Consider the following 23,636-nt stretch of genomic DNA (forward strand, 5'->3'; position numbering starts at 1 on the left):
GTCAGCCGACCCGCGCTATCTCTGCCCGTACCGCGTCGAGCGCGGCATCGATGCCCGACGGGTCCTTGCCAGACCCCTGCGCGAGGTCGGGCTTGCCGCCGCCGCGTCCGTCGACCGCCCCGGCCAGCTGCTTGACCAGGTCGTCGGCCCGGATGCCGAGATCCTGCGCCGCGGGGTTGGTGGCCACCGCATACGGGACCGAGCCGTCGTTCTCGGCGATCAACGCCACCACCGCCGGTTCGCTGCCCAGCTTTCCGCGGATGTCGCCGACCAGCGAGCGCAGGTCAGCGGCCGTCATACCCGCCGACATCCGCTGCGCCACCACACGCACGTTACCGATGCGCTGAGCACCTGCGGCGGCATTGGCCGCGGCGGCGCGCGCATTCGCCAGGCGGGTGCGTTCGAGTTCCTTTTCGGCGGCCCGCAGCCGCTCCACCAGGTTGGCCACCCGCGCGGGCACCTCCTCGGACGGCACCTTCAGCGACGAGGCCAGCGCGGCCATCAGCGCGCGCTCCTTGGCCAGGTGCTTAAACGACTCCAGCCCGACGTAGGCCTCCACCCGGCGCACGCCGGACCCGATCGACGACTCACCGAGAATCGTCACCGGCCCGATCTGCGCCGAGTTGTGCACGTGCGTGCCACCGCACAGCTCAAGCGAGAACGGCCCACCGATCTCGACGACCCGCACGATGTCCGGGTAGCGCTCACCGAACAGCGCCAGCGCGCCCATCGCCTTGGCCTTGTCGAGCTGCTCAGTGAAGGTGTGCACCTCGAAGTCGGCCTGTACCGCCTCGTTGGTCACCTCTTCAATCTGGGTGCGCTGCTCTTCGGTCAGCGGCCCCTGCCAATTGAAGTCGAAGCGCAAATAGCCGGGCCGGTTCAGCGAGCCTGCCTGAACGGCATTGGGCCCCAACACTTGTCGTAGTGCCGCATGCACCATGTGGGTGCCGGAGTGTCCTTGGGTGGCGCCTTTGCGCCAGCCGGGGTCCACCGCCGCGACGACGGTGTCGCCCTCGACGAATTCCCCGGACTCCACATTGACCCGGTGTACCCACACGGTGTGTGCGATCTTCTGCACGTCGGTGACCGCCGCCCGTGCCGTCTCGCCGGCGCCGGTGCCGGTGATAGTGCCCACGTCGGCGACCTGCCCACCCGACTCGGCGTAAAGCGGGGTGCGGTCGAGGACCAACTCGACACGATCCGCGCCGTCGGTGCCGTGCGCCACTACCGGAACTCGCTTGCCGTCGACGAAGATGCCCAAAATCCTTGCTTCGGAGGATAACTCGTTGAAGCCGGTGAATTCGGTGGGGCCGGCGTCGACCAGCTCGCGGTAGGCGCTCAAGTCGGCGTGTGCGTGCTTGCGGGCGGCCGCATCGGCTTTCGCGCGACGACGCTGCTCGGCCATCAGCTCACGGAAGCCCTCCTCGTCGACGCGCAGGCCGGCTTCGGCGGCCATCTCGAGGGTGAGCTCGATCGGGAATCCGTAGGTGTCGTGCAGCGTGAAGGCGTCCGACCCGGACAGCACGGTGGCTCCGGAAGCCTTGGTGGCACTGGCTACCTCGTCGAACAGCCGCGAGCCCGATGCCAGGGTGCGGTTGAACGCCCTTTCTTCGGCGACGGCGATCCGGTTGATCCGCTCGAAGTCGGCGACCAGTTCGGGGTACGACGGGCCCATCGCGTCGCGCACCGTGGCGATCAGGTCGCCGACGATCGGATCGTCGATGCCCAGCAGCTTGGCCGAGCGGATCACCCGGCGCAACAATCGGCGCAACACATATCCGCGGCCGTCGTTACCAGGGCTCACCCCGTCGCCGATCAGGATCGCCGCGGTGCGGCTGTGGTCGGCGATGATCCGGTAACGAACGTCGTCGTCGTGCTTACCCACGTCGTACCCGCGTGGGGCGCGCTTGGCGACGGTATCGATAACCGGTCGCAGCAGGTCGGTTTCGTACACGTTGTGTACGCCCTGCAGCAGCACCGCCACCCGCTCGATACCCATACCGGTGTCGATGTTCTTGCGCGGCAAGGGCCCAAGGATCTCGTAGTCGTCTTTGCTGGTGCCCTCGCCGCGTTCGTTCTCCATGAACACGAGGTTCCAGATCTCGATGTAGCGCTCTTCACTGATCGCCGGGCCGCCCTCGGGGCCGTATTCCGGGCCTCGGTCGACGTAGATCTCCGACGACGGCCCACACGGACCGGGAATGCCCATCGACCAGTAGTTGTGGGCCATGCCGCGACGCTGGATCCGCGCCGGCGGCAGGCCGGCCACCTCCTGCCACAACTCGGCCGCCTCGTCGTCTTCTAAATAGACGGTGGCCCAAATCTTTTCCGGGTCGAAACCGTAGCCGCCCTCGTCGACGGGTTTAGTCAGCAGGGTCCAGGCCAGCTCGATGGCGCCGCGTTTAAAGTAGTCGCCGAACGAGAAATTGCCGGCCATCTGGAAAAAGGTGTTGTGCCGGGTGGTGATCCCGACCTCGTCGATATCCGGGGTGCGGATGCACTTCTGGATGCTGGTGGCCGTCCGGTACGGCGGGGTGCGCTGGCCAAGGAAGTACGGCACGAACTGAACCATGCCGGCGTTGACGAACAGCAGATTGGGGTCGTCGAGGATCACCGAGGCGCTGGGCACCTCGGTGTGACCCGCCTTCACAAAGTGATCCAGGAACCGCTTCCTGATCTCGTGTGTCTGCACGTTCTACTTCCTCTTTTTCGACCGCACTACAGTACCGGTCTCCTCGCCTGCGCAGGTCAGCCCGCTACGAAGCTCAGCCGCACTGATCGCCTCGGGTTGTCGCGGTTGAGGTCGACGAGCACCACGCTCTGCCAGGTACCCAGCAGTGGTTCCCCGCCGACCACCGGCACGGTCACCGACGGGGCTACCAGGGCCGGCAACACGTGATCGGCGCCATGACCCGGCGAGCCATGCGCATGCCGGTAGCGGTCGTCGCGCGGCAGCAGCCGCTCCAGCGTGTCGACGAGGTCCTCGTCGGAGCCGGCGCCGGTCTCGATGATCGCAACACCGGCCGTCGCGTGCGGCACGAACACATTGCACAGGCCGTCAGCACGGGGCGCGCAGAACTTCCGCACTGCATCGGTCAGATCGACGATGCGGCGGCGCCGGGTGTCCACGTCGAGCACATCGGTATCCATATTCACCAGCCTACGGCGATTGCAAGCGAGAAAACGCCCGGGCGCGGCCCGTGGCCGTCATCTTCAAAGCAACTCAAGAGGCCCTCAAGAGGCCCTCAAGAGGCATTGCCACGCCTATCCGGTTGGAGCAAAGTGAGAAGTACAGCGGTGGCGCCACCGGGCGTCGCCCCGAGCAGGGAGGGGTCCGATCGTGTACGCCCGCTCTACCACTATCGAGGCGCAACCGGCGTCCATCGACGCCGGCATCGCGCACATCCGCGACGTGGTCATGCCCACACTCCAACAGATTGACGGGTGCCTTGGCCTGTCGTTGTTGGTCGACCGGCAATCCGGTCGCTGCATCGCGACCAGTTCCTGGGAGACCCTGGAGGCCATGCATGCCAGCGCCGACCGGGTACGGCCGGTGCGCGACACGGCTGCGCAGACGTTCGGCGGCAGCCCCACTCTCGACGAGTGGGAAATCGCGGTCCTGCACCGTGACCACCGCTCCGGTCCGGGCGCCTGCGTGCGCGCCACCTGGCTCAAGATCCGACCCGATCAGTTCGACCGGGCCATCGAGTTCTACCGCGAGTCGGTGCTGCCCGCCATCGAGGAGCTGGAAGGCTTTTGCAGCGCAAGCCTGATGCTCGACCGGGCGTCGTGGCGCGCGGTGTCGTCGTCGACGTTCGACAGCATGGAGGCCATGGAGCGCAACGGTGATGCGGCGCGCTCGTTGCGCACCGCCCGGCTGCGTGATCTGGGCGCCGATCAGTTCGACGTCGGCGAGTTCGAGTTGGCGCTGGCCCACCTGCGGGTACCCGAGCTGGTATAGCGGATCGGCGCCCGATCACCACGGTCCGGTGATCTGCTAGCGCCGGCGGCGGATGATGGCCCGCAGCCGCTCCAGCCGCCCGGCGATTTCGCGTTCGCCGCCGTGACCGGTGGGCTGGTAGTAGTCGACGCCGACCAGTTCGTCGGGTGGATACTGTTGCGGCACAACGCCATCCGGGTGGTCGTGGGAATACTTGTAGCCCTGGGCGTGGCCCAGGCCCGCGGCACCCGAGTAGTGGCCGTCGCGCAGATGCGGCGGCACCAGGCCGGCCTTGCCCGCCTTGATGTCGGCCATTGCCGCGCCCAGCGCGGTCGTCACGGCGTTGGACTTCGGCGCGGTGGCCAAATGCACGGTGGCATGCGCCAGCGTCAGCTGCGCCTCGGGCATACCAATGAGCGCAACGGTCTGTGCGGCGGCCACCGCGGTCTGAAGTGCGGTCGGGTCGGCCATGCCGATGTCCTCGCTGGCCAGGATCATCAGCCGGCGGGCGATGAATCGCGGGTCCTCCCCGGCGACCAGCATCCGGGCCAGGTAGTGCAGCGCGGCGTCGACGTCAGAGCCCCGCACCGACTTGATGAACGCGCTGATGACGTCGTAGTGCTGATCGCCGTCGCGGTCGTAGCGGACCGCGGCCTCATCCAGCGACTGTTCGACGGCCTCGACGGTGACCTGCTCCCCTGACGCTTGGGCCGCTTCCGCGGCCACTTCCAGCGCGGTCAGCGCCCGGCGGGCATCGCCCGCGCCCAGCCGCACCAGCAGGTCGACCGCGTCGGGGGCCACTTTGACCTGACCGTTCAGCCCGCGCGGATCGTCGATCGCACGCTGCACCACGGTGCGGATGTCGTCGCCGCTCAGCGGCCGCAACTGCAGGATCAACGACCGGGACAGCAGCGGCGCCACCACCGAAAACGATGGGTTCTCGGTCGTGGCCGCCACCAGCAGCACCACCCGGTTCTCCACCGCGGACAGCAGCGCGTCCTGCTGGGTCTTGGAGAAGCGGTGCACCTCGTCGATGAACAGCACCGTCTGCTCGCCGTACGCGGCCGCCTGCCGCGCGGTGTCGATGACCGCCCGCACTTCCTTGACGCCGGCCGACAGCGCGGACAGCGCCTCGAACCGTCGGCCGGTGGCCTGCGAGATCAGTGCCGCCAGCGTGGTCTTGCCGCTTCCCGGCGGGCCGTAGAGGATGACCGAGGCCACGCCCGAGCCCTCGACCAGACGGCGCAACGGTGAACCGGGCTGCAACAGGTGGTCTTGCCCGACGACCTCGTCGAGAGTCGCCGGGCGCATCCGCACCGCTAGCGGCGCGCCCGTCGCCCCGCTGGGGCCGCGGTCGGTGGAGCCGGCGGCGCCGGGGACGTCGAACAGACCGTCGGACACGACTCAGGCATACCACCGATGAGTTCGGGTGCGCAGACTTGGCTCGCATCGAGAGCCAGTTCATTTGCGCAAACCCGCCGCGGCCACCGAATACTTGCTAAGTTCTGCCCACCATCGGCATTCCTACGAGGTAGGAGCGGCACATGAGCCAACCTCCGCAATACCCCGGCAGCCCGAATCCGGGCGCTGGTGAACCCAATCCCGCCGGTTACGGCCAGCCGGGTTACGGCCAACCTGGTTACAGCCAGCCTGGTTACAACCAGCCGCCACCACCGCCGCCCGGGTATGGCCCACCCGGTCAGCCCGGTCCGGGCGCAGGCTATCCACCGCCCCCGCCGCCACCTCCCGGGTACGGTGCACCACCGCCCGGATACGGCGGTCAGCCGCCCGTCGGCTACGGCCCGGAGGCCGGATTCGGCGGCCCCGCACAGCAATTCAGTGTCGGTGACGCGTTCAACTGGTCGTGGAACAAGTTCACCAAGAACGCCGGCGCGCTCATAATCCCGGCGTTGGTGTACGGCTTGGTGCTCGCCGTCATCGGCGGTGTGCTGTTCGCCGTCTTGTACCCGGCCATCAATACGACCACCGTCAGCGACAGCGGCTATTACGAGACCTCGGCGACGGCGAATTTCGGCGCCGGCCAGACACTTGTGCTCATCCTCGGCTACCTGGTGCTGGCGGCATTGGGCTTCTATATGCAAGCCGCATACGTCTCCGGGTGTCTCGACATCGCCGACGGAAGACCGGTGACCGCCAGCTCGTTTTTCCGGCCTCGCAACCTCGGTCCGATGGTTCTGGCGGCGTTGCTGGTCGCGGTTATCTCCTCGATCGGCTACCTGCTCTGCGTGATCCCCGGCATCATCTTCACGTTCCTCGCGATGTTCACGATCCCGTTCGTGATCGATCGCTCGCTGGCCCCGGTCGACGCGTTGAAAGCCAGTATCGCGACAGTCAGGTCGAACGTCGGCGGAGCGCTGTTGTCAGTACTCGTGCAACTAGCGGTGCTGTTTGTGGGCGAGTTGCTTTGCGGCGTGGGGCTTATCGTGGCAGCACCGGTGGCCTTGCTCATCCAGACCTACACCTACCGTCGCCTCTCCGGCGGGCAGGTGGCACCGCTGAGCTGACACCTGACGAAATACCGGTCCGCCACGGCGGGTGCGGGAGCACAATCGGGGTGTGGCCACGTGGGACGACGTTGCCAGCATCGTCGGTGAGCTGCCGCTCACCAACGAGCCCGCACCACACGACTGGCGGGTGGGCAAGAAGCTCATCGCCTGGGAACGGCCGCTGCGCAACGCTGACCGAGAGGCGTTGGCGGAACGGGGAATCGAGGCGCCCGAAGGCGACATCCTCGGCGTGCGGGTGGCCGACGAGGGGGTCAAGTTCGCGCTCATCGCCGACGAGCCGAGCGTGTATTTCACCACCCCACACTTCGATGGCTATCCGGCGGTGCTGGTCAGACTGGCCGAAATCGACGAGCTGGGCCTGCGCGAGGTGCTCACCGAGGCTTGGCTGACCCAGGCGCCCAAGCGTCTGGTCGAGGAGTTCCTCGGCGAGCCGAGCTGACCGTCGATGAAGCCACTCCAGCACCATCAGTATCTTTGATAACTCTAGTCACTTTGGTCTAAGCCAATCACATCCGCATAACAAAGTAACAATAACCACATAAACAACTTTTAGAACTTTGGCATCATATACCTCTTTAATTGACCACAGTTACTGAATTATGTTGCGCATCAGAAATCCCGCTAAGTGAATTCAGCCTCAGGGATTGACAGCTTTCACGCTGGTTTGTTAGACCGATTAAATGGCGCATTTCGGTGGAGCACTCATTGCGAAATCACTGTGTATGTCATTTGTGAAGGCCGCCATCGTCGTCATTGCAATTTCCGTCGTGATCGATCCCGCAACAGGCGTGGCCTATGCGGACAGCGTCAATTGGGATGCCGTCGCCGAGTGTGAGTCCGGCGGCGACTGGGATGCTGACACCGGCAACGGGTTCTATGGCGGGCTGCAGTTCAAACAATCCACGTGGGACGAAAACGGCGGCCTCGGCTCACCGGCCGATGCCTCGCGGGAGCAGCAGATTGCGGTCGCCGAACGGGTTCTGGCCAACCAGGGCCCGGAAGCGTGGCCGAAGTGCGGCCCCAATCAGCAACTGTTCCCGATGGAAGTCATCAACATCCTGCGTTCGGGGCACCCGCTGCGCAGCACCTTGCACAAGCTGTGGTCGATGGCGATTCCGCACTAGTCCTATCCGGCCAGGACGGCCTGGGTCTGAGTCACCTGAGCGACCAACTTCGCCCGCTCGTCGGTGAGATTGGTCTGCACCACGATGGTGGTCCGTCCGATGTGGAGTGGCTCGCAGACCGCGGTGACCACTCCTTGGCGCACGGCGCGGAAAAAGTTTGTTTTCGACTCGATCGTCGCGGTCCCGGCGCCGGGTGGCAGATTGGCTACGGCGCATACCGCCCCGATCGTGTCGGCGAACGCCATCAATGCCCCGCCGTGCAGTATCCCGCCGGTGGTGCAGCGTTCCTCCGCCCAATCCATGGTGGCGCTCACCCGCTGCGGCGTCACTTCGTTGATGTCGATTCCGAGGGTGGCAGCGAAGGGGATGGTCGAAGCGAGTGCATCAGTGTCCATGCCAGCAGCCTGCCAGACGACCCGGCGCCGAGATCGACGCCAGCGCGGAAAAGTTCGAGAGCGGGCCTCGCTACCGTCGATCTCGAGGTTCCGGCACGGCGTCGATCCCGGATTCCTTACGCTGCTGTGCGGTGATCGGGGCGGGCGCGTCGGTGAGCGGGTCGACGCCGCCGCCGGATTTCGGGAACGCGATCACCTCGCGAATGGAGTCGGCGCCGGCAAGCAGAGCGGTGATCCTGTCCCAGCCGAACGCGATGCCGCCATGCGGAGGTGCTCCAAAGGTGAAAGCCTGCAAGAGGAACCCAAACTTTTCCTCCGCCTGGGCCTTGTCCAGGCCCATCACCGCGAACACCTTTTCTTGAACATCACGGCGGTGGATACGGATTGACCCGCCGCCGATCTCGTGCCCATTGCAGACAATGTCGTAGGCGTCGGCCAGCACAGCGCCCGGATCGGAATCAATACTGGCCTCGTACTCGGGCTTGGGCGCGGTGAACGCGTGGTGCACCGCTGTCCACGCCCCCGATCCGACCGTGACCTCGCCGTGGGCAGTGGCTTCTTCAGCCGGCTCGAACAAGGGCGGGTCGACGACCCACACGAACGACCACGCGTCGGGATCGATCATGTTGAGCCGCTTGGCAATCTCGTTGCGCGCCGCACCCAGCAGGGCACGCGACGATCTCGGCGGGCCTGCCGAGAAGAAGATGCAGTCGCCGGGTGAAGCGCCGACATGCGCGGCCAGGCCGTCGCGTTCGGCATCCGACAGGTTCTTGGCGACCGGGCCGCCCAATGTGCCGTCGTCGGCGACCAGCACGTAGGCCAGCCCCCGGTGTCCGCGTTGCTTGGCCCACTCCTGCCAGCCGTCGAGCGTGCGCCTGGGTTGCGACGCGCCCCCGGGCATTACGACCGCGCCGACATAGGGTGCCTGAAACACGCGAAAAGTGGTGTCGGCGAAGAACTCCGTGCAATCCACCAATTCCAGGCCGAAACGCATGTCGGGCTTGTCGGTGCCGAAGCGGCTCATGGCTTCGGCATAGGTGATCCGCGGAATCGGGGTGGGTACCCGATATCCGATCAGCGCCCACAACGCGGTGAGGATCTCTTCGGAGATCGCGATGATGTCGTCGGCGTCGACGAAACTCATCTCCATGTCGAGCTGGGTGAATTCCGGCTGACGGTCAGCGCGGAAATCCTCGTCGCGGTAGCAGCGGGCGATCTGGTAGTAGCGCTCCATGCCGGCCACCATCAGCAGCTGCTTGAACAGCTGCGGGCTTTGCGGCAATGCATAGAACGACCCCGGCTGCAGCCGGGCCGGCACCAGAAAGTCGCGCGCCCCTTCCGGCGTTGAGCGCGTCATGGTCGGTGTTTCGATCTCGACGAAGTCGTGTTCGGCCAAAACAGCGCGCGCAGCTGCGTTTACCTTGGAGCGCAACCGGATTGCCGAGCCTGGTCCGTCACGGCGCAGGTCGAGGTAGCGATACTTCAACCGGATCTCTTCGCCGGCGGGTTCGTCGAGCTGGAACGGCAGTGGCGCGCACTCTCCCAGCACCGTCAGCGCCGTCGCGTTGACCTCGATCTCGCCGGTGGCGATGTCCGGGTTGGCATTGCCTTCCGGGCGCAATTCGACGACACCTTCGACGGCGATACAGAACTCCGCACGCAGCCGGTGCGCCTGGGCCAGCACGTCGGCGGCCCGGAAGACAACCTGCGAGATCCCCGACGCGTCGCGCAGGTCGATGAAAATCACTCCGCCGTGATCACGGCGATGCGCCACCCAACCGGCCAACGTGACCTTTTGCCCCGCGTCGGCGGCTCGCAGCGAACCGGCGGAGTGACTACGCAACACGACTGCACAGTCTAGAGGCGGGTAATTTCGAGGATCACCATGGATATTGCTCTCGTCGGTCCCGGTGCTGTCGGTACGACGGTCGCCGCATTGCTATACGCCGCTGGTCACTCCGTGCTGCTGTGCGGGCGCACGCCACGACAGCAGATCGAACTGCGGCCCGACGATCACGATCCGATCGTGGTGCCCGGGCCGGTCCTGACCGACCCCGCGGCGATCACCGCTGCGGTCGACGTGGTGGTGCTGGCGGTCAAGGCGACGCAGAACGGTGACGTCGCGGGCTGGCTCGCCCGGTTGTGCGACGAGAAAACCGTCGTGCTGGTGCTGCAAAACGGCGTCGAGCAGGTTGAGCAGGTGCAGCCGCTCTGCCCGGAGTCGACGGTGCTGCCCGGAATCGTCTGGTATTCCGCCGAAACGCAGCCCGACGGTTGGGTCAGGCTGCGCACCGAAGCCCGGCTGGTCCTGCCTGACGTCCCGGCCGCCGCCGGGGTGGCCGAATTGCTACGCGACGCGGGCTGCGTGGTGGACTGCGATCCCGATTTCACCACCGCCGCCTGGCGCAAGCTGCTGACGAACGCGCTGGCGGGCCTGATGGTGCTGACCGGCCGGCGCTCAGGGATGTTCCGCCGCGACGATGTGGCCGAGTTGTCCCGTCGGTACGTCGCCGAATGCCTGGCCGTGGCCCATGCCGAGGGCGCCAATTTTGGCGACGACGTGGACGGCGTCGCCAAGGAGATCGTCGAGTTGTTCCGTCACGTGCCGGCCGACATGACGACCTCGATGCTCACCGACCGCGAGGCGCACCGGCCGCAGGAGTGGGACATCCGCAACGGGGTGATCATCCGTAAGGCACGCCGTCACGGCCTGGCCACGCCGATCAGCGATATCGTCGTGCCGCTGCTGGCCGCTTCGAGCGACGGACCGGGTTGATAAGGCCACAAATGTGGAAAGCTGATCTCAGCCACCACCTACCGGCACAACGGAGCGCGCGATGACCTTCAACGAGGGTATGCAGATCGACACCAGCACCACGTCCTCATCGGGTGGCGGTGGCCGCGGGATCGCCATCGGCGGCGGCCTCGGTGGGCTGCTGATCGTGGTGGTGGCGCTGCTCTTGGGCGTCGATCCCGGCAAGGTGATGACCCCGCAGACCATGGATGTCGGCGGCGCAAGCGCGCCCGGGTTCGACCTGAGCCGGTGCCGCACCGGCGCCGACGCCAACACCTATGTGCAATGCCGCGTGGTGGCCACCGGCAACTCCGTGGACGGGGTCTGGAAGCAGCTGATGCCGGGGTATGAACGCCCGCATGTACGGCTGTTCAGCAATCGTGTGGACACCGGTTGCGGCATGGCGACCAGCGACGTCGGCCCGTTCTACTGCCCGGTCGACAAGACCGCCTATTTCGACACCGACTTCTTCGAAGTGCTCAAAGACCAATTCGGCTCCAGCGGCGGGCCGTTGGCGCAGGAGTATGTGGTCGCGCATGAGTTCGGTCACCATGTGCAAAACCTGCAAGGTTCGCTCGGCCGGGCCCAGCAGGGCGCGCAGGGCGCCGGCGGCAGCGGCGTACGCACCGAGTTGCAGGCTGACTGCTACGCCGGGGTATGGGCACACTACGCGTCGATCACCAAGCAGGAGAGCACCGGCGTTCCTTACCTAGAGCCATTGAGCGACAAGGACATTCAGGACGCCTTGTCAGCCGCGGCCGCAGTGGGCGACGACCGGATCCAGAAGCAGGCCACCGGGCGCACCAATCCCGAGTCATGGACGCACGGATCCTCCGAGCAGCGCCAGCACTGGTTCACGGTCGGCTACCAAACCGGTGACCCCAACCAGTGCGACACCTTCCGCGCCGGAGATCTCGGTTAGCAACGCCTAGAACAGGGTGGGCTGCACCGGTCCGGCCAGCGGCTGGGCCGCGACCGGGCTCACCCGAGCCCGATCGCCGGCCAGCCGGTATTTCGCGATCAGCGGCGCCACCCGGTCTCTCAGCGCGTCGCGGTAGTGCGGTGGCAAATATGCGCTGCGGCGATACAACTCGCGATAGTGCGACACCAGGCGCGGGTGGCTGTCGGCCAGCCAAGACATGAACCAGCCGCGCGTCGGCCCGCGCAGATGTAATCCGAATACCGTCGCGCCGGTGGCTCCGGCCCCGGCGATTTGGCCCAGCAGGCCGTCGAGGTGTTCGACGGAGTCGGTGAGATACGGCAGCACCGGCGCCACCATGACATGACAGTCCAAGCCGGCGTCACGGATAGACCTGATCAGCGCGAGCCGCGCCTGCGGGCTGGGGGTGCCCGGCTCGACGTCCTTGTGTAGCTCGGGATCAGCGACCGCGAGCGAGACGGCCACCCGCACCGGTACTCGCGCTGCCGCGTCGGCGATCAGCGGCAGATCGCGCCGCAGCAGTGTGCCCTTGGTCAGAATCGACAGTGGCGTACCGGATTCCGCTAGGGCGCTGATGATTCCAGGCATCAGCGCGTAACGCCCCTCGGCGCGCTGATAGGGATCGGTGTTTGTACCCAGCGCGACCGTCTCCTGCTGCCACGACTTGCCGTGCAGCTCGCGGCGCAACACGTCCACGACATTGGTCTTGACGACGATTTCGGTGTCGAAGTCCTTGCCGCAGTTGAGATCTAGGTACTCATGGGTGGGCCGGGCAAAGCAGTAACGGCAAGCGTGCGAGCATCCGCGGTAGCCATTGACCGTGTATCGGAACGGCAGGAAGGCGGCGTTGGGGATCTTGTTCAGTGCCGATTTGCACAGCACCTCGTGGAAGGTGATGCCCTCGAACTCCGGCGTGCGCACGCTGCGGACGAAGCCGATGCGCTCCAAGCCGGGCAGCGCACCGTCGTCGACGTCGACGCCCTGGCCGTCCCACCGCATACTTTATTCGAACCTGTGTTCGATCCGATGTCAAGGTGATTCTGCGCGGCGGCGCCAAGACCGTGACTAAGCTTGCCCCCGTGACGTCTGATACGGAGGCGCCAAAAGACCACAAAAATCTCAAGTGGGCGTTGGGCGCGGTAACCCTGATGGCGGTCTTGGCCACCGTCCTCGCGGTGACATTGCTATTCGGGGGCGGGGATCCGAGCACCAAACCCGCGGGCCAGTCCGATCCCTCCGGCCAAGACGCCGCGAACATCGCCAGCGCCAACGACAACGGGCCGGTCACCGTCATCACCGAAGATCCCAGCTGCGCAGCGTGGACCGCCATCAACAACGCGTTGTCCTCCGGCGGCGAAGGCATCTGGAACGAGCGCGACCGGTCGGTTCCGGCCTCGGCCTGGAACGACAAGCAGCGCATGCAGTTCATGGCGGCAGGGCAGTCGATGCGTGGCGCCGCCGCGCAGGCGGTCGGATTGGTGAAGTTGACCCCGCATCGGGTCATGCGTGAGCTCTACGAGCAGTTCATCGCCTACGCACGTGCTTACGCCGAGCGCATTCCCAAATACACCCCGGCCGACGACAACCTTGCCGGCGCCGCCAACAGCGCGGCGTCCGCGCTGGGGGCGATCTGCGCGGCCATCGTCGATGGTTCGGCGGCAGCCCGCGGGCCGCTGGTGCCGCCGCCGGCACCACCCCAGCAGGCCGCACCGCTGGGCAATCCCGCCAACCCCCAGCCGTTTCTCACTACCACCAGCCCTGTTTGTCGGGACTGGAGAACGGCGTTGGACCAGTTCGGAAAAAATACGGCCGCCTGGCAGCAGATCGATCCCAACATCCCGTCGATCTACTGGAACAAGGAGCAAAAGGCCACCAACTACGCCGTCGCGTCGGTGATGAACGCTTTCGCCGGCAAGCTGGAACTGCTTGGGCGGCAAAGCTCTAACCCGATATGGCAAGATCTGGCCAACCTGTCGGCACAGTATCGCCGCGCATTCGTCGTCGCGCTGCCCAGCTATGTGCCGGCCGATAACCATCTGGCCAACGCAGCAAGCTACGTGTCCACGACGATCCTGGGGGCCTGTGCGGCGCTGGGCATTTAGCGCCCCGGCCGCCGCACAGGCTTGGTCTTTGGCTCAGACCGGCAGGAAGTCGGTCAGATCGAATCCGGCGAACATGTCCGTCAGCGCCGCACCGAAGTCGGTGTCGGCCGACGGCGTGATCGCATCGGCGATTGCGACTTGCAGGTTGTACAACGAGTTGAAGAATCCCAAGCTGCCCTCCGACAGCAAGCCGGCGTCGGGTGAGACTCCGTTGAGCAAACCGCCCATGATCGTGGCCGGGGCGGCCAGCAGCGTGTTGAAGTACCCTTCCAAATCACCGGATTGCAGTTCGGAAGAAAGGTCCCCGAACACGCCGCCGAGCGCCTTTGACTGCGAAAAGCCGGCGTCGATGAGCGCGAGCACCGGGCCGAACAGCCCGTCGAAGAGGGCGGTGACTCCCGCGGCCGTGTTGTCGAACTGCCCCTCGACGACATCTCCGAGCTGCGTGACAAGCGGGAGGATCTGCAGTCCCGGGAACACGATGAACGCGTCGTAGATTTGCGCGAATCCGTCCGCAGCATCGCCGTTGTTGATCATGTCGATGCCCTGCTGGAACGCGTCGGGAAAGTTCAGCGGCGCGTCGCCGCTGAAGTAGTCGTTGAGGCCTTGGAAGGCGGTTTCGGCTGCGGTGTTGAGTTGCTCGGAGCTTGCGGCCTGATTGGCGATGATTTGGTCCAGGATCGGATTTGGGTCGGCGGCCACCAGCTCGCTCAGGTGATTCAGATTGTTCTGCGTGGTTTCGAAGAACTCGGTCCAGACCGTGACCGGGTCGGTGTCGGCGACGAGCTGAACCGCCCGTTGCTGAATATCGTGCGATCCCGCCATCGGAGTGAGGGCGATGAGGCTGGCACCTGCCAGGACGACACCAGCGGTCAGGTACGGACGAAGAACTTGCTGCACAGAAATCTCCTTTGCTGACAGCCCCCGCGCGGGGCAGCGGCGAATCCGACGGACCGTAACCCTACTTAAGAGTAACCTAATAGACAACACATATTTGAAAATTATTTGCGATCGGATTTCTCTGGCTGGTGATGCAGAACGTATTAAAGTGCCTGGTGATAGGACATCTGATGCCGATATGTCCAACCCAAACCCGCGATACGGGTCGGGTGCAGGTCGGCCGGTGAATTTGCGAAAAGTTACCCGCCAGTTAGACAACTCCACGTCAGTGCCCCATCGCGAAGACGCTCAAATGTTTGCTGACTGCGATACTGGGCTGGTTCAGACGCTGGTCAGCAAGCCCCGCAACTCGGCGCGGCCCGCGTCGTCGAGCGGCAACAGCGGGCGACGAGGATCGCCCACCCCGGCGCCGAGCAATTCGAGGCCGGCCTTCACCGTGGTGGGCAGGCCGCCGGCGACGATGAACTCCAGCAGCGGCTTGAGTTCGGCGTAAATCGCTTCCGCCCGAGCCAAATCCCCGCCGCGCACCGCGTCGTACAGATCGATGCACGGTTGTGGGCGCAGGCAGGGCGCGGCCGTGCACCAACCGGCCGCACCCACTCGTAACGCGTCGAGCACCAACGGATTGCTGCCGTTGTAGAACGGCAGCTGTCCGCCACTGAGCTCGGCGATCCGCCGCATCCGCGACAGCTCACCGGTGGACTCCTTGACCATGGTCAGGTTGTCGATAGTCTCGAACATCCGGACCAACAGCTCGGGACTCATGTCGATCCCGCTGGTGGCCGGGTTGTTGTAGGCCATGATCGGAATTCCGATCGACTCGCCGATACTGGCGTAGTGCGCGGTGATCTCGCGCTCGGTGAGCTTCCAGTAGGACACCGGCAAGATCATGACCGCGGCGGCGCCCGCCTTCTCCGCATACCGGGCACGCCGAATTGTGTTGGCAGTGGTCAGGTCTGACGCGCCGACGACGACGGGCACCCGGCCGTCGGTCGCCGCGATCGTGGTGTCCACGACAGCGTCGAATTCGGATTCGTCCAGATAGGCCAGTTCGCCGGTGCTGCCGAGCGGGGCGATGGCGTGCACCCCGGCACTCACCAACCGGTCGACCAGCGCGCTGAGTGCCGCGGTGTCGACGCTGTCGGTCGAATCGAACGGGGTTACCGGGTAGGCGATGATTCCGTGGATTTCGGGCACCGCGAAGCTCCTCAACTGGTCAGCACGTCGGGGTGTCGGGCAAGCGCTCGACGAGCGTAGTAGGCGAAGTTCGCTTGGCTGCGTGCGGGCCTCAGTGTCCAGTCATGGGCCTCGCGGGCCAGCGACTCCGGCAGCTCCTTGATGGTGCCGGCGGCCATCGCGGCCAGCTGCAGCCTGGCGGCCCGCTCGATGAGCACGGCCAGCGAGCAAGCTTCCTCGACGCTGGCTCCGGCCACCACCTGGCCATGGTGCGCCAGCAGGATGGCCTTCTTGTCGCCGAGCGCGGTAGAGATGATCTCGCCCTCTTCGTTGCCGACCGGAACCCCGGGCCAGTCGGCCAAGAAAGCGCAGTCGTCATAGAGCGGTGTGGTGTCCATCTGCGACACGACCAACGGCACCTCGAGCATCGACAGAGCTGCCACATGGAAGGGATGCGTATGCACAATGCACTGCACATCGGGCCGCACTCGGTAGATCCAGCTGTGAAACCGGTTGGCGGGATTGGCCATTCCCTCGCCGTCGAGCACGTTGAGGTCTTCGTCGACGGTGAGCAGGTTGCCTTCGGTGATCTCGTCGAACCCCAGGCCCAGCCGTTGGGTGTAGTAGGTGCCGGGCTGCTCGGCCCGCGCGGTGATCTGCCCGGCCAGACCCGAGTCATGTCCGGCATCGAACAGCACGCGGCAGGTCAGCGCCAGCTTCTGCCGGGTAGTCAGCCCGGACTCACCGACGTTGGCGGCAAGGCCGTCCTGCGCGCGCCGCATCAGATCGGCCTTCGAATCGGAGAACGTGGTTGCCATCTATGCCAGATTACTTGGCCATCGAGTGTGCGGTCAGAGGTGCACAAGCACCTACGCGGCGAACATCCGGTATGAAACAGGGGTGGGTGAAAACCACGACGGCATCCGCCGTCGGAACTTGTTGACGGCGGGGGCAGCCGCGATCCTCGGCGTGGGTGTCGGCGGGGCCGGGGCCACGCTGCTGCGTCCATCGGGTCCCGGGCTGTGGACGCAGCCCGACCGCAGCGGCGCGCCGCCGGTGGGTGGCCTGCACCTGCAGTTCGGCAAAAACGCCGCCCGCCAGGTGGTGGTGTCCTGGCACAGCACCGACCCGGTCGGCAACCCGCGAGTGATGGTGGGGACCCCGACATCGGGCTTTGGCAGCACAGTGCAGGCCCAGACCCGCACCTATCGGGATGCCAAGTCGGGCACCGAGGTCCGCGTCAACCATGCGGTGCTGGATAACCTCACGCCGGACACCGAATACATCTACGCCGCCGTCCACGACGGCGCCGAACCGGAGCTGGGCACGGTACGTACAGCTCCGTCTGGTCGAAAGCCGTTGTCTTTCACCAGCTTCGGTGATCAAGCCACTCCGACGCTCGGCCGGCTCAACGGCACCACCTACGTCAGCGACAATCTCGGGTCGCCGGCCGCCGGTGACACCACCGCGGCGATCGAACGCATTGCCCCGCTGTTCAACCTGGTCAACGGCGACCTGTGTTATGCCAACCTGGCCCATGATCGAATCCGCACCTGGTCGGACTGGTTCGAAAACAACACCCGCTCAGCGCGTTACCGGCCGTGGATGCCGGCCGCGGGCAATCACGAGAACGAAATGGGCAATGGCCCAGTCGGATTCGCGGCCTACCAGGCATTCTTCGCGTTGCCAGATTCCGGGGCCGAGGCGCCGCTACGCGGCCTGTGGTATTCCTTCACCGCCGGATCGGTGCGGGTGATCAGCCTCAACAACGACGACGTCTGCTACCAGGACGGCGGCAACTTCTATGTGCACGGCTATTCCGGCGGCGCCCAACGCCGTTGGCTGGAAACCGAACTCGCCGACGCGCGGCGCGATCCCGACGTGGACTGGATTGTGGTGTGCATGCACCAGCCGGCGATCTCGACCGCCGACCGCACCAACGGAGCCGACCTGGGCATCCGCCAGCAGTGGCTGCCGCTGTTCGACCGGTATGCGGTCGATCTGGTGGTATGCGGTCACGAACACCACTACGAACGTTCACATCCGATACGTGGGGCTCAGGACACCCAAACCCGCACGCCGATACCGGTCGACACCCGCGGCGGCGTCATCGACACCACCAAGGGAACCGTGCATACCGTCATCGGCGGCGGTGGCACTTCGGCGCCGTCGAACACGATGTTCTTCCCGCAACCCCGGTGCCGGGTGATCACCGGTGTGGGCGGGCCCAATCCGGCAACTGGGCGCCGAACGCCGATCTATGTAGTTGAGGATGCGCCGTGGTCGGCGTTTCGCGACCGCGACCACCCCTACGGTTTCGTCGCCTTCGATGTCGACCCCGGCGTGCCCGGCGGGAATACCTCGATCGAGGCGACACACTACGCGGTCACCGGGCCGTTCGGGGCAATCAGCGTGGTGGAGAAATTCACTCTGACCAAACCGCGCAGCGCCGAGCAGTCCGGGTGACCGGAGCCGGCTTCCCGCACGGAGACCTATCCGCCCGCCGGGCTCACAGTGACGCTGACGCTGGTTGCGCCCGGGTTTTGGGCGATCACCAGTTCGGCGGCGTTTGGCGCTGAGATCACTTGACCTCCAGTGACGGTTGCCTGATAGCCGTTGGGGAATTCGACCGCGGGCACCGAGATGGTGGTCTGCGCTCCGGCATCGAAATTGCCTGCGCCGTCGACTCTCTCGGTGGAGTAGCTGAATTGGAAAACGCCGTTCTCAAACGAGAAAGAGCTCGGCGTCCCAGATACCAGCTGCGGGTACGGCTGGGCCAGTGTCAGCAGGTTTGGGGTGTTGACGTTGTCACCGCTCGGAGGCTGGGCAGGGTCGAACACCAGCGATTCCGAGCTCGGCGGCGACGCGCTGGTGGTGATGTCGCCCTTGCCGCTGTACTGCCACTCTGTCCAGCCGAGCAGCTGCTGGTTGGCGCTTACCATCGGCGCGCCGACCTGAACCTGGTTGGAGCTGGCGCCGAATTCGGTCATCAACGCGGGGATGTTGTGCGCCTGCGCGTAGGCCAGGGCGTTGCCCACGATCCCGTCGACGCTCGGTAGGCAACCGAACGGACCCAGGTCGAACGCGCAGTAGTTGTGGAACGACAGAATGGTGTTCGCGACATCCACCGTGCCCAGGCCGGTGGGTATTCCCGCATTGGACAGCACATTCGGTTCGAACAACACCGGCGTGTCCGAGTCGACGGCGCGGATCGCCAACGCCGCCTGGTTGTAGAACGGAGTCAGCTGCTGGGCGTCGAAGAACGTGTTGCCGAACAGGGTGGCGTAGAACGTGGATGCGCCCGGCGACGGTTCGTTCATGATTTCGTAGCCGGCCACGTTGGGGTTGTCGCGGAAGTAGTTGGCCACGTACTCGAGCATCTGCGCGTAACTGTTCTCCAGCCCAACACCATTCGGGCCATCGGAGTTGGTCCAGAACGACTCCCAGGCCTGCTGTTCGGCGGGATTGAAGAAGATGTTGAGCGGGAAGGGTAGCTCGGGGTTGGGCAATCCGCCGTCCTGCACCGCCCACGCCGGGGCGCCTTCGCCGCCGAACGCGCCGGAGTAGCCGTCCTGATGGAAGTCGAGGATGGCGACGATGCCGTGGCTTTGCAGGATGTTCACGGTCTGCTCGATCGATGCGAGGTAATCGTCGTTGAAGACGCCCGGCGCGGGCTCCACAGCCTCCCAGATGACGCCCAGCCGCACGGCGTTGAAGCCGTTGGCGGCCAGGAACGCGGCGTCGTCTTCGTCGAATCCGGCGGCCGACGGCTCGAACGGCGCCACCTTGTACACCTCGTTGAGGCCGTGCAAAAGGACGACCTGGCCCGCGCTGTTGGTCAGCCAGCCGTCGGTGATCCCGATCGGGGCGCTGGTGTCGTCACCGCTGGTGGTCAGCGCGCCGAAATGACCGGCCGCGCCGTGGATGCCGAACAGGCTGCTGCCGTTGCCGCCGGCCCCGCCCAGGGCTGGCAAATCACCCGGGTTGCCGCCGTCGCCGCCGTTGCCGCCGTCGCCGCCGATGCCGAACCACCCCATGGCGTCACCGCCGTCACCGCCATGACCGCCGACGGCGCCGTCTAGGCCGTCACCGCCGTTGCCGCCATCGCCGCCGTTGCCGTAGAACAGCCCGCCATCACCGCCGTCGCCGCCGGCGCCGCCGTCCGAGCCATCACCGCCGTCGCCCCCGTTACCGAAGTAGGACGCGTCGCCGCCGTCCCCGCCATCGTGAAAGCCGCTGCCCGGGGCGTAACTGAAGCCGTCGCCCCCGTCGCCGAACAACAGTCCGCCCGGACCACCGTCGGGATTGTCGAACGTACCGTCTGTTCCGTTACCGATGAGCGGCGGTATACCGGCCGCGACGGCCCAGGCATTGATCTGGCTGTCGACCTGTTCACCGAGCGGGGTGTTGATCCAGTTGTCTTCGAGCCAGAGGTTGAGTTGTTGCATCCCGGACATGAACGACGGGTCAATCGCCGAAATCTGCCCGATCAGGCTGTCCAGACTGCTCTCGAAATCCGGGGCCGCGGCCGCATAGGCCGCCGGGTCGAAAAGGTCGAAAATGTCGTCGAAGCCGAAGTCGGCGTGCACCGGCGGCGCGGTCGCCAGCGCGAGAAACGCTCCCGCAGCCGCGCCCAGAACGATTGTCTTGCTGCTGCGGTGACGAGCCATATCTCGGTGCACCCTCCTGTGCCGCGCTGCCGCTGAGGATATGGCTGAGACTATAGTGTGAAAACTTTCATTTTTTACTAAGACTTTCTACTAAGACCGGCGGAGCTGTGGGTTAGCGCGCGGTTAGTGCGCGAGGCGGGAGAGGATCTCGGCGACCACCTCGTCGGCGGCGACGTCCACTTGCTCGCCGCTGGCCAGATCCTTGACGCCCACAGTGCCAGCCTCGATATCGCGGTCACCGGCGATCAGTGCGATCCGCGCATTCGATCGGTCGGCCGCGCGCATCGCACCCTTGAGGCCGCGATCACCATAGGCCAGATCTACCCGTACACCGGCGGCGCGCAGCCGCCCGGCCAGCACGGCCAGTCGCTGCTTGGCCTGTTCGCCGAGCGGCACGCCGAACACGTCGCAGCGCGCCCTGACGCCGACTTCTTTGCCCTCGGCCTGCAGCGCCAACAGGGTGCGGTCCACGCCCAGGCCGAAGCCGATACCCGAAAGATTTTGTCCGCCAAGCTCTTTCATCAGCCCGTCGTAGCGACCGCCGCCGCCGATGCCGGACTGCGCGCCCAGCCCGTCGTGCACGAACTCGAACGTGGTCTTGGTGTAGTAGTCCAGCCCGCGCACCATCCGCGGGTTGATGACATAGCGCACGCCCAGCGCGTCGAGGTGCGCGAGCACCGTTTCGAAGTGCTGCTTGGCCGAATCGGAGAGGTTGTCGAGCATCACCGGCGCATCGGCCGTCATGGCCCGGACCTCCGGGCGCTTGTCGTCGAGCACCCGCATCGGATTGATCTCCGCGCGTTTTCGCGTTTCAGGATCCAGGTCGAGCTGAAAGAGGAACTCCTGCAATAGTTCTCGATATTGCGGGCGGCAGGTGTCGTCACCCAGCGAAGTGATCTCCAGCCGGAAGCCTTCCAGCCCCACCGACCGGAACCCGGCGTCGGCTACCGCGATCACCTCGGCGTCCAGCGCTGGGTCGTCGACGCCGATCGCCTCCACGCCGACCTGCTGCAGCTGGCGATAGCGCCCGGCTTGCGGTCGTTCGTAGCGAAAGAACGGGCCGGCGTAGCACAGCTTGACCGGCAGCACCCCGCGGTCCAGCCCGTGCTCGATCACCGCGCGCACCACCCCGGCGGTGCCCTCCGGCCGCAGCGTGACCGACCGGTCACCGCGATCGGCGAAGGTGTACATCTCCTTCGACACGACGTCGGTGGACTCCCCCACGCCGCGGGCGAACAGCGCGGTGTCCTCGAAGATCGGCAACTCGATGTCGCTGTAACCGGCCCGGCGCGCGGCCTCGAGCAGGCCGTCGCGCACCGCGACGAACCGCACCGAATCCGGCGGCACGTAATCCGGCACTCCTTTAGGGGCTGAGAATCTGCTCACCCACTCAGCCCTTCGAGGAACGGGTTGTGCCGGCGTTCGGCGCCGATCGTGGTCTGCGGGCCGTGTCCGGGCAGCACCACGGTCTTGTCGTCGAGCACCAGCAGCTTGTCGACGATGGAGGTCAACAGGTCGCGCCCGCTGCCGCCGAACAGATCGGTGCGGCCCACTGAGCCCTGGAACAGCGTGTCGCCGGTGAACACCGCCTCGGCATCGACCGGGCTATCGGCGGTAACCCGGAAGCACACCGAGCCGCGGGTGTGGCCGGGAGTGTGGTCGACGGTGACGGTGATGTCGGCCAGGTCGATCTTGTCGCCGTCGCGATCCAGTTCGATGACCTGCTTGGGCTCGCGGAACATCGCCCGCATCAGCAGCTGGCCCAGCTTGGGGCCGAAGCCCTTGATCGGATCGGTCAGCATGAACCGGTCCTCGGGGTGGATGTAGGCCGGGCAGCCGAAGGTGTCGGACACCTTCTGGGCCGACCAGATGTGGTCGATGTGCCCATGGGTCAACAGCACCGCCGCCGGGGTCAGCCGATTCTCGTCCAGGATGCGCCGCAGCTGGCCCATCGCCCGCTGGCCGGGATCGATGACGATGGCGTCTGCCCCGGGCCGCTGAGCCAGCACATAGCAATTGCACGCCAGCAGCCCGGCCGGAAACGCGGAGATCAACACGCTTCCCAGTTTCCCACGAGGGACCGCGCCAGCCGTATTCAGCATCAGCTGGCACACTCTGTGCTGGACACGACAAACGACCAGGGAGGGATATCGGCGGTGCCGACCAACGAACAGCGACGTGCTTCAGCCAAGCGCAAACTCGAACGGCAGCTGGAACGTCGGGCCCAGCAAGCTCGTCGCCGCCGTCTGCTGACCATCGTCGGCGGGTCGATCGGCGCGTTGCTCGTCGTCGCGCTGGTCGGTTACAGCGTTTGGTACGCCAACCACAACAAGAACGACAAAGCGACGGCGGCCGCCGCCGAAAGCTCGGCCGCCGCGGACTCGACCACCACGAGCGCGGCCCCCGCCGAACCCACGCAACTGCCGCCGCTGCCGTTGTTCAAGCCGTCGGCCGACGTGGGCGCCAATTGCCTGTATCCGCCGTCACCGGAACTTGCCAGCAAGCCGGCGAAGCCGCCGCGTACCGGCCGGGTGCCCACCGACCCGGCTACCGTCAGCGCCAGCATGGTGACCAGCGAGGGCAGGATCGGGCTGCTGCTGGACAACGCCAAATCGCCGTGCACGGTCAACAGTTTCGCCAACCTTGCCCAGCAGGGGTTTTTCGACGACACCAAATGCCACCGGCTGACGACGTCGCCGACGCTCGGCGTGCTGCAATGTGGCGACCCGAAGGGTGACGGCACCGGGGGGCCGGGCTACCAATTCGGCAACGAATACCCGACCGATCAGTACGCGCCCGACGATCCGGCGCTGCATCATCCGGTGATCTATCCGCGGGGCACGCTGGCGATGGCCAACGCCGGCCCGGGCACCAACAGCAGCCAGTTCTTCATGGTGTACAAGGACTCCCAATTACCGCCCGAATACACCGTTTTCGGCACGATTCAAGACGACGGACTGGCCACGCTGGACAAGATCGCCCAGGCCGGGGTGTCCGGCGGCGGCGAGGACGGCGCACCCGCGACCGAAGTCACGATCAAATCGGTGCTGCTGGACTGATTTCGGCG

General features: G+C 65.8%; 21 protein-coding genes. 9 read left to right on the plus strand and 12 right to left on the minus strand.

The window, feature by feature from the left end; translation table 11 throughout:
- Position 1: 1 nt before the first annotated feature.
- Positions 2-2,692 carry an alanine--tRNA ligase gene (alaS, locus tag MSP7336_RS19315; RefSeq protein WP_113964365.1) on the minus strand — a complete coding sequence of 897 codons (2,691 nt, stop codon included), beginning with the start codon at positions 2,690-2,692 and terminating at the stop codon, positions 2-4.
- A 56-nt stretch (positions 2,693-2,748) separates the two neighbouring features.
- Positions 2,749-3,138 carry a secondary thiamine-phosphate synthase enzyme YjbQ gene (locus MSP7336_RS19320; protein WP_181787010.1) on the minus strand — a complete coding sequence of 130 codons (390 nt, stop codon included), beginning with the start codon at positions 3,136-3,138 and terminating at the stop codon, positions 2,749-2,751.
- A gap of 202 nt (positions 3,139-3,340) precedes the next feature.
- On the opposite strand from MSP7336_RS19320, the gene MSP7336_RS19325 reads away from it, so the two are divergent.
- Positions 3,341-3,961: an antibiotic biosynthesis monooxygenase gene (locus MSP7336_RS19325; RefSeq protein WP_069397270.1), complete on the plus strand. Its 621-nt coding sequence runs from the start codon at positions 3,341-3,343 to the stop codon at positions 3,959-3,961.
- A gap of 36 nt (positions 3,962-3,997) precedes the next feature.
- On the opposite strand, the gene MSP7336_RS19330 is transcribed toward MSP7336_RS19325, so the two are convergent.
- Entirely contained in the window at positions 3,998-5,341 is a 1,344-nt protein-coding gene (locus tag MSP7336_RS19330; RefSeq protein WP_069397269.1) for a replication-associated recombination protein A, read from the minus strand.
- Between the two features lie 143 nt (positions 5,342-5,484).
- On the opposite strand from MSP7336_RS19330, the gene MSP7336_RS19335 reads away from it, so the two are divergent.
- The 3 genes from MSP7336_RS19335 to MSP7336_RS19345 all read left to right on the plus strand — a co-directional run bounded on the left by MSP7336_RS19335 (position 5,485) and on the right by MSP7336_RS19345 (position 7,592).
- Positions 5,485-6,465 carry a DUF7544 domain-containing protein gene (locus MSP7336_RS19335; RefSeq protein WP_069397268.1) on the plus strand — a complete coding sequence of 327 codons (981 nt, stop codon included), beginning with the start codon at positions 5,485-5,487 and terminating at the stop codon, positions 6,463-6,465.
- 52 nt (positions 6,466-6,517) lie between these two features.
- Entirely contained in the window at positions 6,518-6,907 is a 390-nt protein-coding gene (locus tag MSP7336_RS19340) for an MmcQ/YjbR family DNA-binding protein (protein ID WP_069397312.1), read from the plus strand.
- A 241-nt stretch (positions 6,908-7,148) separates the two neighbouring features.
- Positions 7,149-7,592, plus strand: a complete 444-nt coding sequence (locus MSP7336_RS19345) for a transglycosylase family protein (protein WP_069397267.1) — start codon at positions 7,149-7,151, stop codon at positions 7,590-7,592.
- A 2-nt stretch (positions 7,593-7,594) separates the two neighbouring features.
- On the opposite strand, the gene MSP7336_RS19350 is transcribed toward MSP7336_RS19345, so the two are convergent.
- Positions 7,595-7,987 (minus strand): PaaI family thioesterase, encoded by a 393-nt coding sequence (locus MSP7336_RS19350; protein WP_069397266.1) that lies wholly within the window; start codon positions 7,985-7,987, stop codon positions 7,595-7,597.
- A 70-nt stretch (positions 7,988-8,057) separates the two neighbouring features.
- Positions 8,058-9,833 carry an aspartate--tRNA ligase gene (gene aspS / locus MSP7336_RS19355; RefSeq protein ID WP_069397265.1) on the minus strand — a complete coding sequence of 592 codons (1,776 nt, stop codon included), beginning with the start codon at positions 9,831-9,833 and terminating at the stop codon, positions 8,058-8,060.
- A 39-nt stretch (positions 9,834-9,872) separates the two neighbouring features.
- Between aspS and MSP7336_RS19360 the strand changes: the two genes are divergently transcribed.
- On the plus strand, positions 9,873-10,763 hold the full coding sequence (locus MSP7336_RS19360) for an oxidoreductase (RefSeq protein ID WP_084226551.1): 891 nt from the start codon (positions 9,873-9,875) through the stop codon (positions 10,761-10,763).
- Between the two features lie 61 nt (positions 10,764-10,824).
- Positions 10,825-11,703, plus strand: coding sequence for a KPN_02809 family neutral zinc metallopeptidase (ypfJ, locus tag MSP7336_RS19365; protein ID WP_069397264.1), 879 nt, complete (start codon positions 10,825-10,827; stop codon positions 11,701-11,703).
- A 6-nt stretch (positions 11,704-11,709) separates the two neighbouring features.
- On the opposite strand, the gene MSP7336_RS19370 is transcribed toward ypfJ, so the two are convergent.
- A complete protein-coding gene (locus MSP7336_RS19370; RefSeq protein ID WP_069397263.1) occupies positions 11,710-12,720 on the minus strand; it encodes an Rv2578c family radical SAM protein in 1,011 nt (336 codons plus the stop codon).
- Between the two features lie 80 nt (positions 12,721-12,800).
- Between MSP7336_RS19370 and MSP7336_RS19375 the strand changes: the two genes are divergently transcribed.
- Complete coding sequence (locus MSP7336_RS19375; RefSeq protein WP_142706812.1) at positions 12,801-13,823, plus strand: hypothetical protein; 1,023 nt, start codon at positions 12,801-12,803, stop codon at positions 13,821-13,823.
- Between the two features lie 33 nt (positions 13,824-13,856).
- Here the strand turns inward: MSP7336_RS19375 and MSP7336_RS19380 are convergent, their stop codons facing one another.
- The 3 genes from MSP7336_RS19380 to MSP7336_RS19390 all read right to left on the minus strand — a co-directional run bounded on the left by MSP7336_RS19380 (position 13,857) and on the right by MSP7336_RS19390 (position 16,717).
- Positions 13,857-14,723, minus strand: a complete 867-nt coding sequence (locus tag MSP7336_RS19380; RefSeq protein WP_139819657.1) for a hypothetical protein — start codon at positions 14,721-14,723, stop codon at positions 13,857-13,859.
- 321 nt (positions 14,724-15,044) lie between these two features.
- A complete protein-coding gene (locus MSP7336_RS19385; protein WP_113964367.1) occupies positions 15,045-15,920 on the minus strand; it encodes a dihydrodipicolinate synthase family protein in 876 nt (291 codons plus the stop codon).
- Positions 15,921-15,931: 11 nt separating this feature from the next.
- Positions 15,932-16,717 (minus strand): aldolase, encoded by a 786-nt coding sequence (locus tag MSP7336_RS19390; protein WP_113964368.1) that lies wholly within the window; start codon positions 16,715-16,717, stop codon positions 15,932-15,934.
- Between the two features lie 82 nt (positions 16,718-16,799).
- Between MSP7336_RS19390 and MSP7336_RS19395 the strand changes: the two genes are divergently transcribed.
- Complete coding sequence (locus MSP7336_RS19395) at positions 16,800-18,365, plus strand: purple acid phosphatase family protein (protein ID WP_244917495.1); 1,566 nt, start codon at positions 16,800-16,802, stop codon at positions 18,363-18,365.
- Between the two features lie 26 nt (positions 18,366-18,391).
- On the opposite strand, the gene MSP7336_RS19400 is transcribed toward MSP7336_RS19395, so the two are convergent.
- The 3 genes from MSP7336_RS19400 to MSP7336_RS19410 all read right to left on the minus strand — a co-directional run bounded on the left by MSP7336_RS19400 (position 18,392) and on the right by MSP7336_RS19410 (position 22,626).
- Positions 18,392-20,569 (minus strand): cellulase family glycosylhydrolase, encoded by a 2,178-nt coding sequence (locus MSP7336_RS19400; protein WP_113964369.1) that lies wholly within the window; start codon positions 20,567-20,569, stop codon positions 18,392-18,394.
- A gap of 123 nt (positions 20,570-20,692) precedes the next feature.
- Positions 20,693-21,955, minus strand: coding sequence for a histidine--tRNA ligase (gene hisS / locus MSP7336_RS19405; RefSeq protein ID WP_113964370.1), 1,263 nt, complete (start codon positions 21,953-21,955; stop codon positions 20,693-20,695).
- Positions 21,952-22,626 carry an MBL fold metallo-hydrolase gene (locus tag MSP7336_RS19410; protein ID WP_069397257.1) on the minus strand — a complete coding sequence of 225 codons (675 nt, stop codon included), beginning with the start codon at positions 22,624-22,626 and terminating at the stop codon, positions 21,952-21,954. The genes hisS and MSP7336_RS19410 overlap by 4 nt, the downstream gene beginning before the upstream one ends.
- A 99-nt stretch (positions 22,627-22,725) precedes the next feature.
- Here MSP7336_RS19410 and MSP7336_RS19415 point away from each other — a divergent pair, with 99 nt between their 5' ends.
- The gene (locus tag MSP7336_RS19415; RefSeq protein ID WP_113964371.1) at positions 22,726-23,628 is read left to right on the plus strand and encodes a peptidylprolyl isomerase; all 903 of its coding nucleotides are present in this window, start codon (positions 22,726-22,728) and stop codon (positions 23,626-23,628) included.
- Positions 23,629-23,636 lie beyond the last annotated feature (8 nt).

This window comes from Mycobacterium shimoidei (assembly GCF_900417275.1).
Taxonomy (GTDB): Bacteria; Actinomycetota; Actinomycetes; order Mycobacteriales; family Mycobacteriaceae; genus Mycobacterium; species Mycobacterium shimoidei.

Excerpts from the sequence above, each read along its gene's own strand:
- MSP7336_RS19335 (WP_069397268.1), top strand. The coding sequence starts at position 5,485 with ATGAGCCAACCTCCGCAATACCCCGGCAGCCCGAATCCGGGCGCTGGT.
- MSP7336_RS19345 (WP_069397267.1), top strand. The coding sequence starts at position 7,149 with ATGGCGCATTTCGGTGGAGCACTCATTGCGAAATCACTGTGTATGTCA.
- MSP7336_RS19350 (WP_069397266.1), bottom strand. The coding sequence starts at position 7,987 with ATGGACACTGATGCACTCGCTTCGACCATCCCCTTCGCTGCCACCCTC.
- MSP7336_RS19360 (WP_084226551.1), top strand. The coding sequence starts at position 9,873 with ATGGATATTGCTCTCGTCGGTCCCGGTGCTGTCGGTACGACGGTCGCC.
- ypfJ (WP_069397264.1), top strand. The coding sequence starts at position 10,825 with ATGACCTTCAACGAGGGTATGCAGATCGACACCAGCACCACGTCCTCA.
- MSP7336_RS19370 (WP_069397263.1), bottom strand. The coding sequence starts at position 12,720 with ATGCGGTGGGACGGCCAGGGCGTCGACGTCGACGACGGTGCGCTGCCC.
- MSP7336_RS19390 (WP_113964368.1), bottom strand. The coding sequence starts at position 16,717 with ATGGCAACCACGTTCTCCGATTCGAAGGCCGATCTGATGCGGCGCGCG.
- MSP7336_RS19400 (WP_113964369.1), bottom strand. The coding sequence starts at position 20,569 with ATGGCTCGTCACCGCAGCAGCAAGACAATCGTTCTGGGCGCGGCTGCG.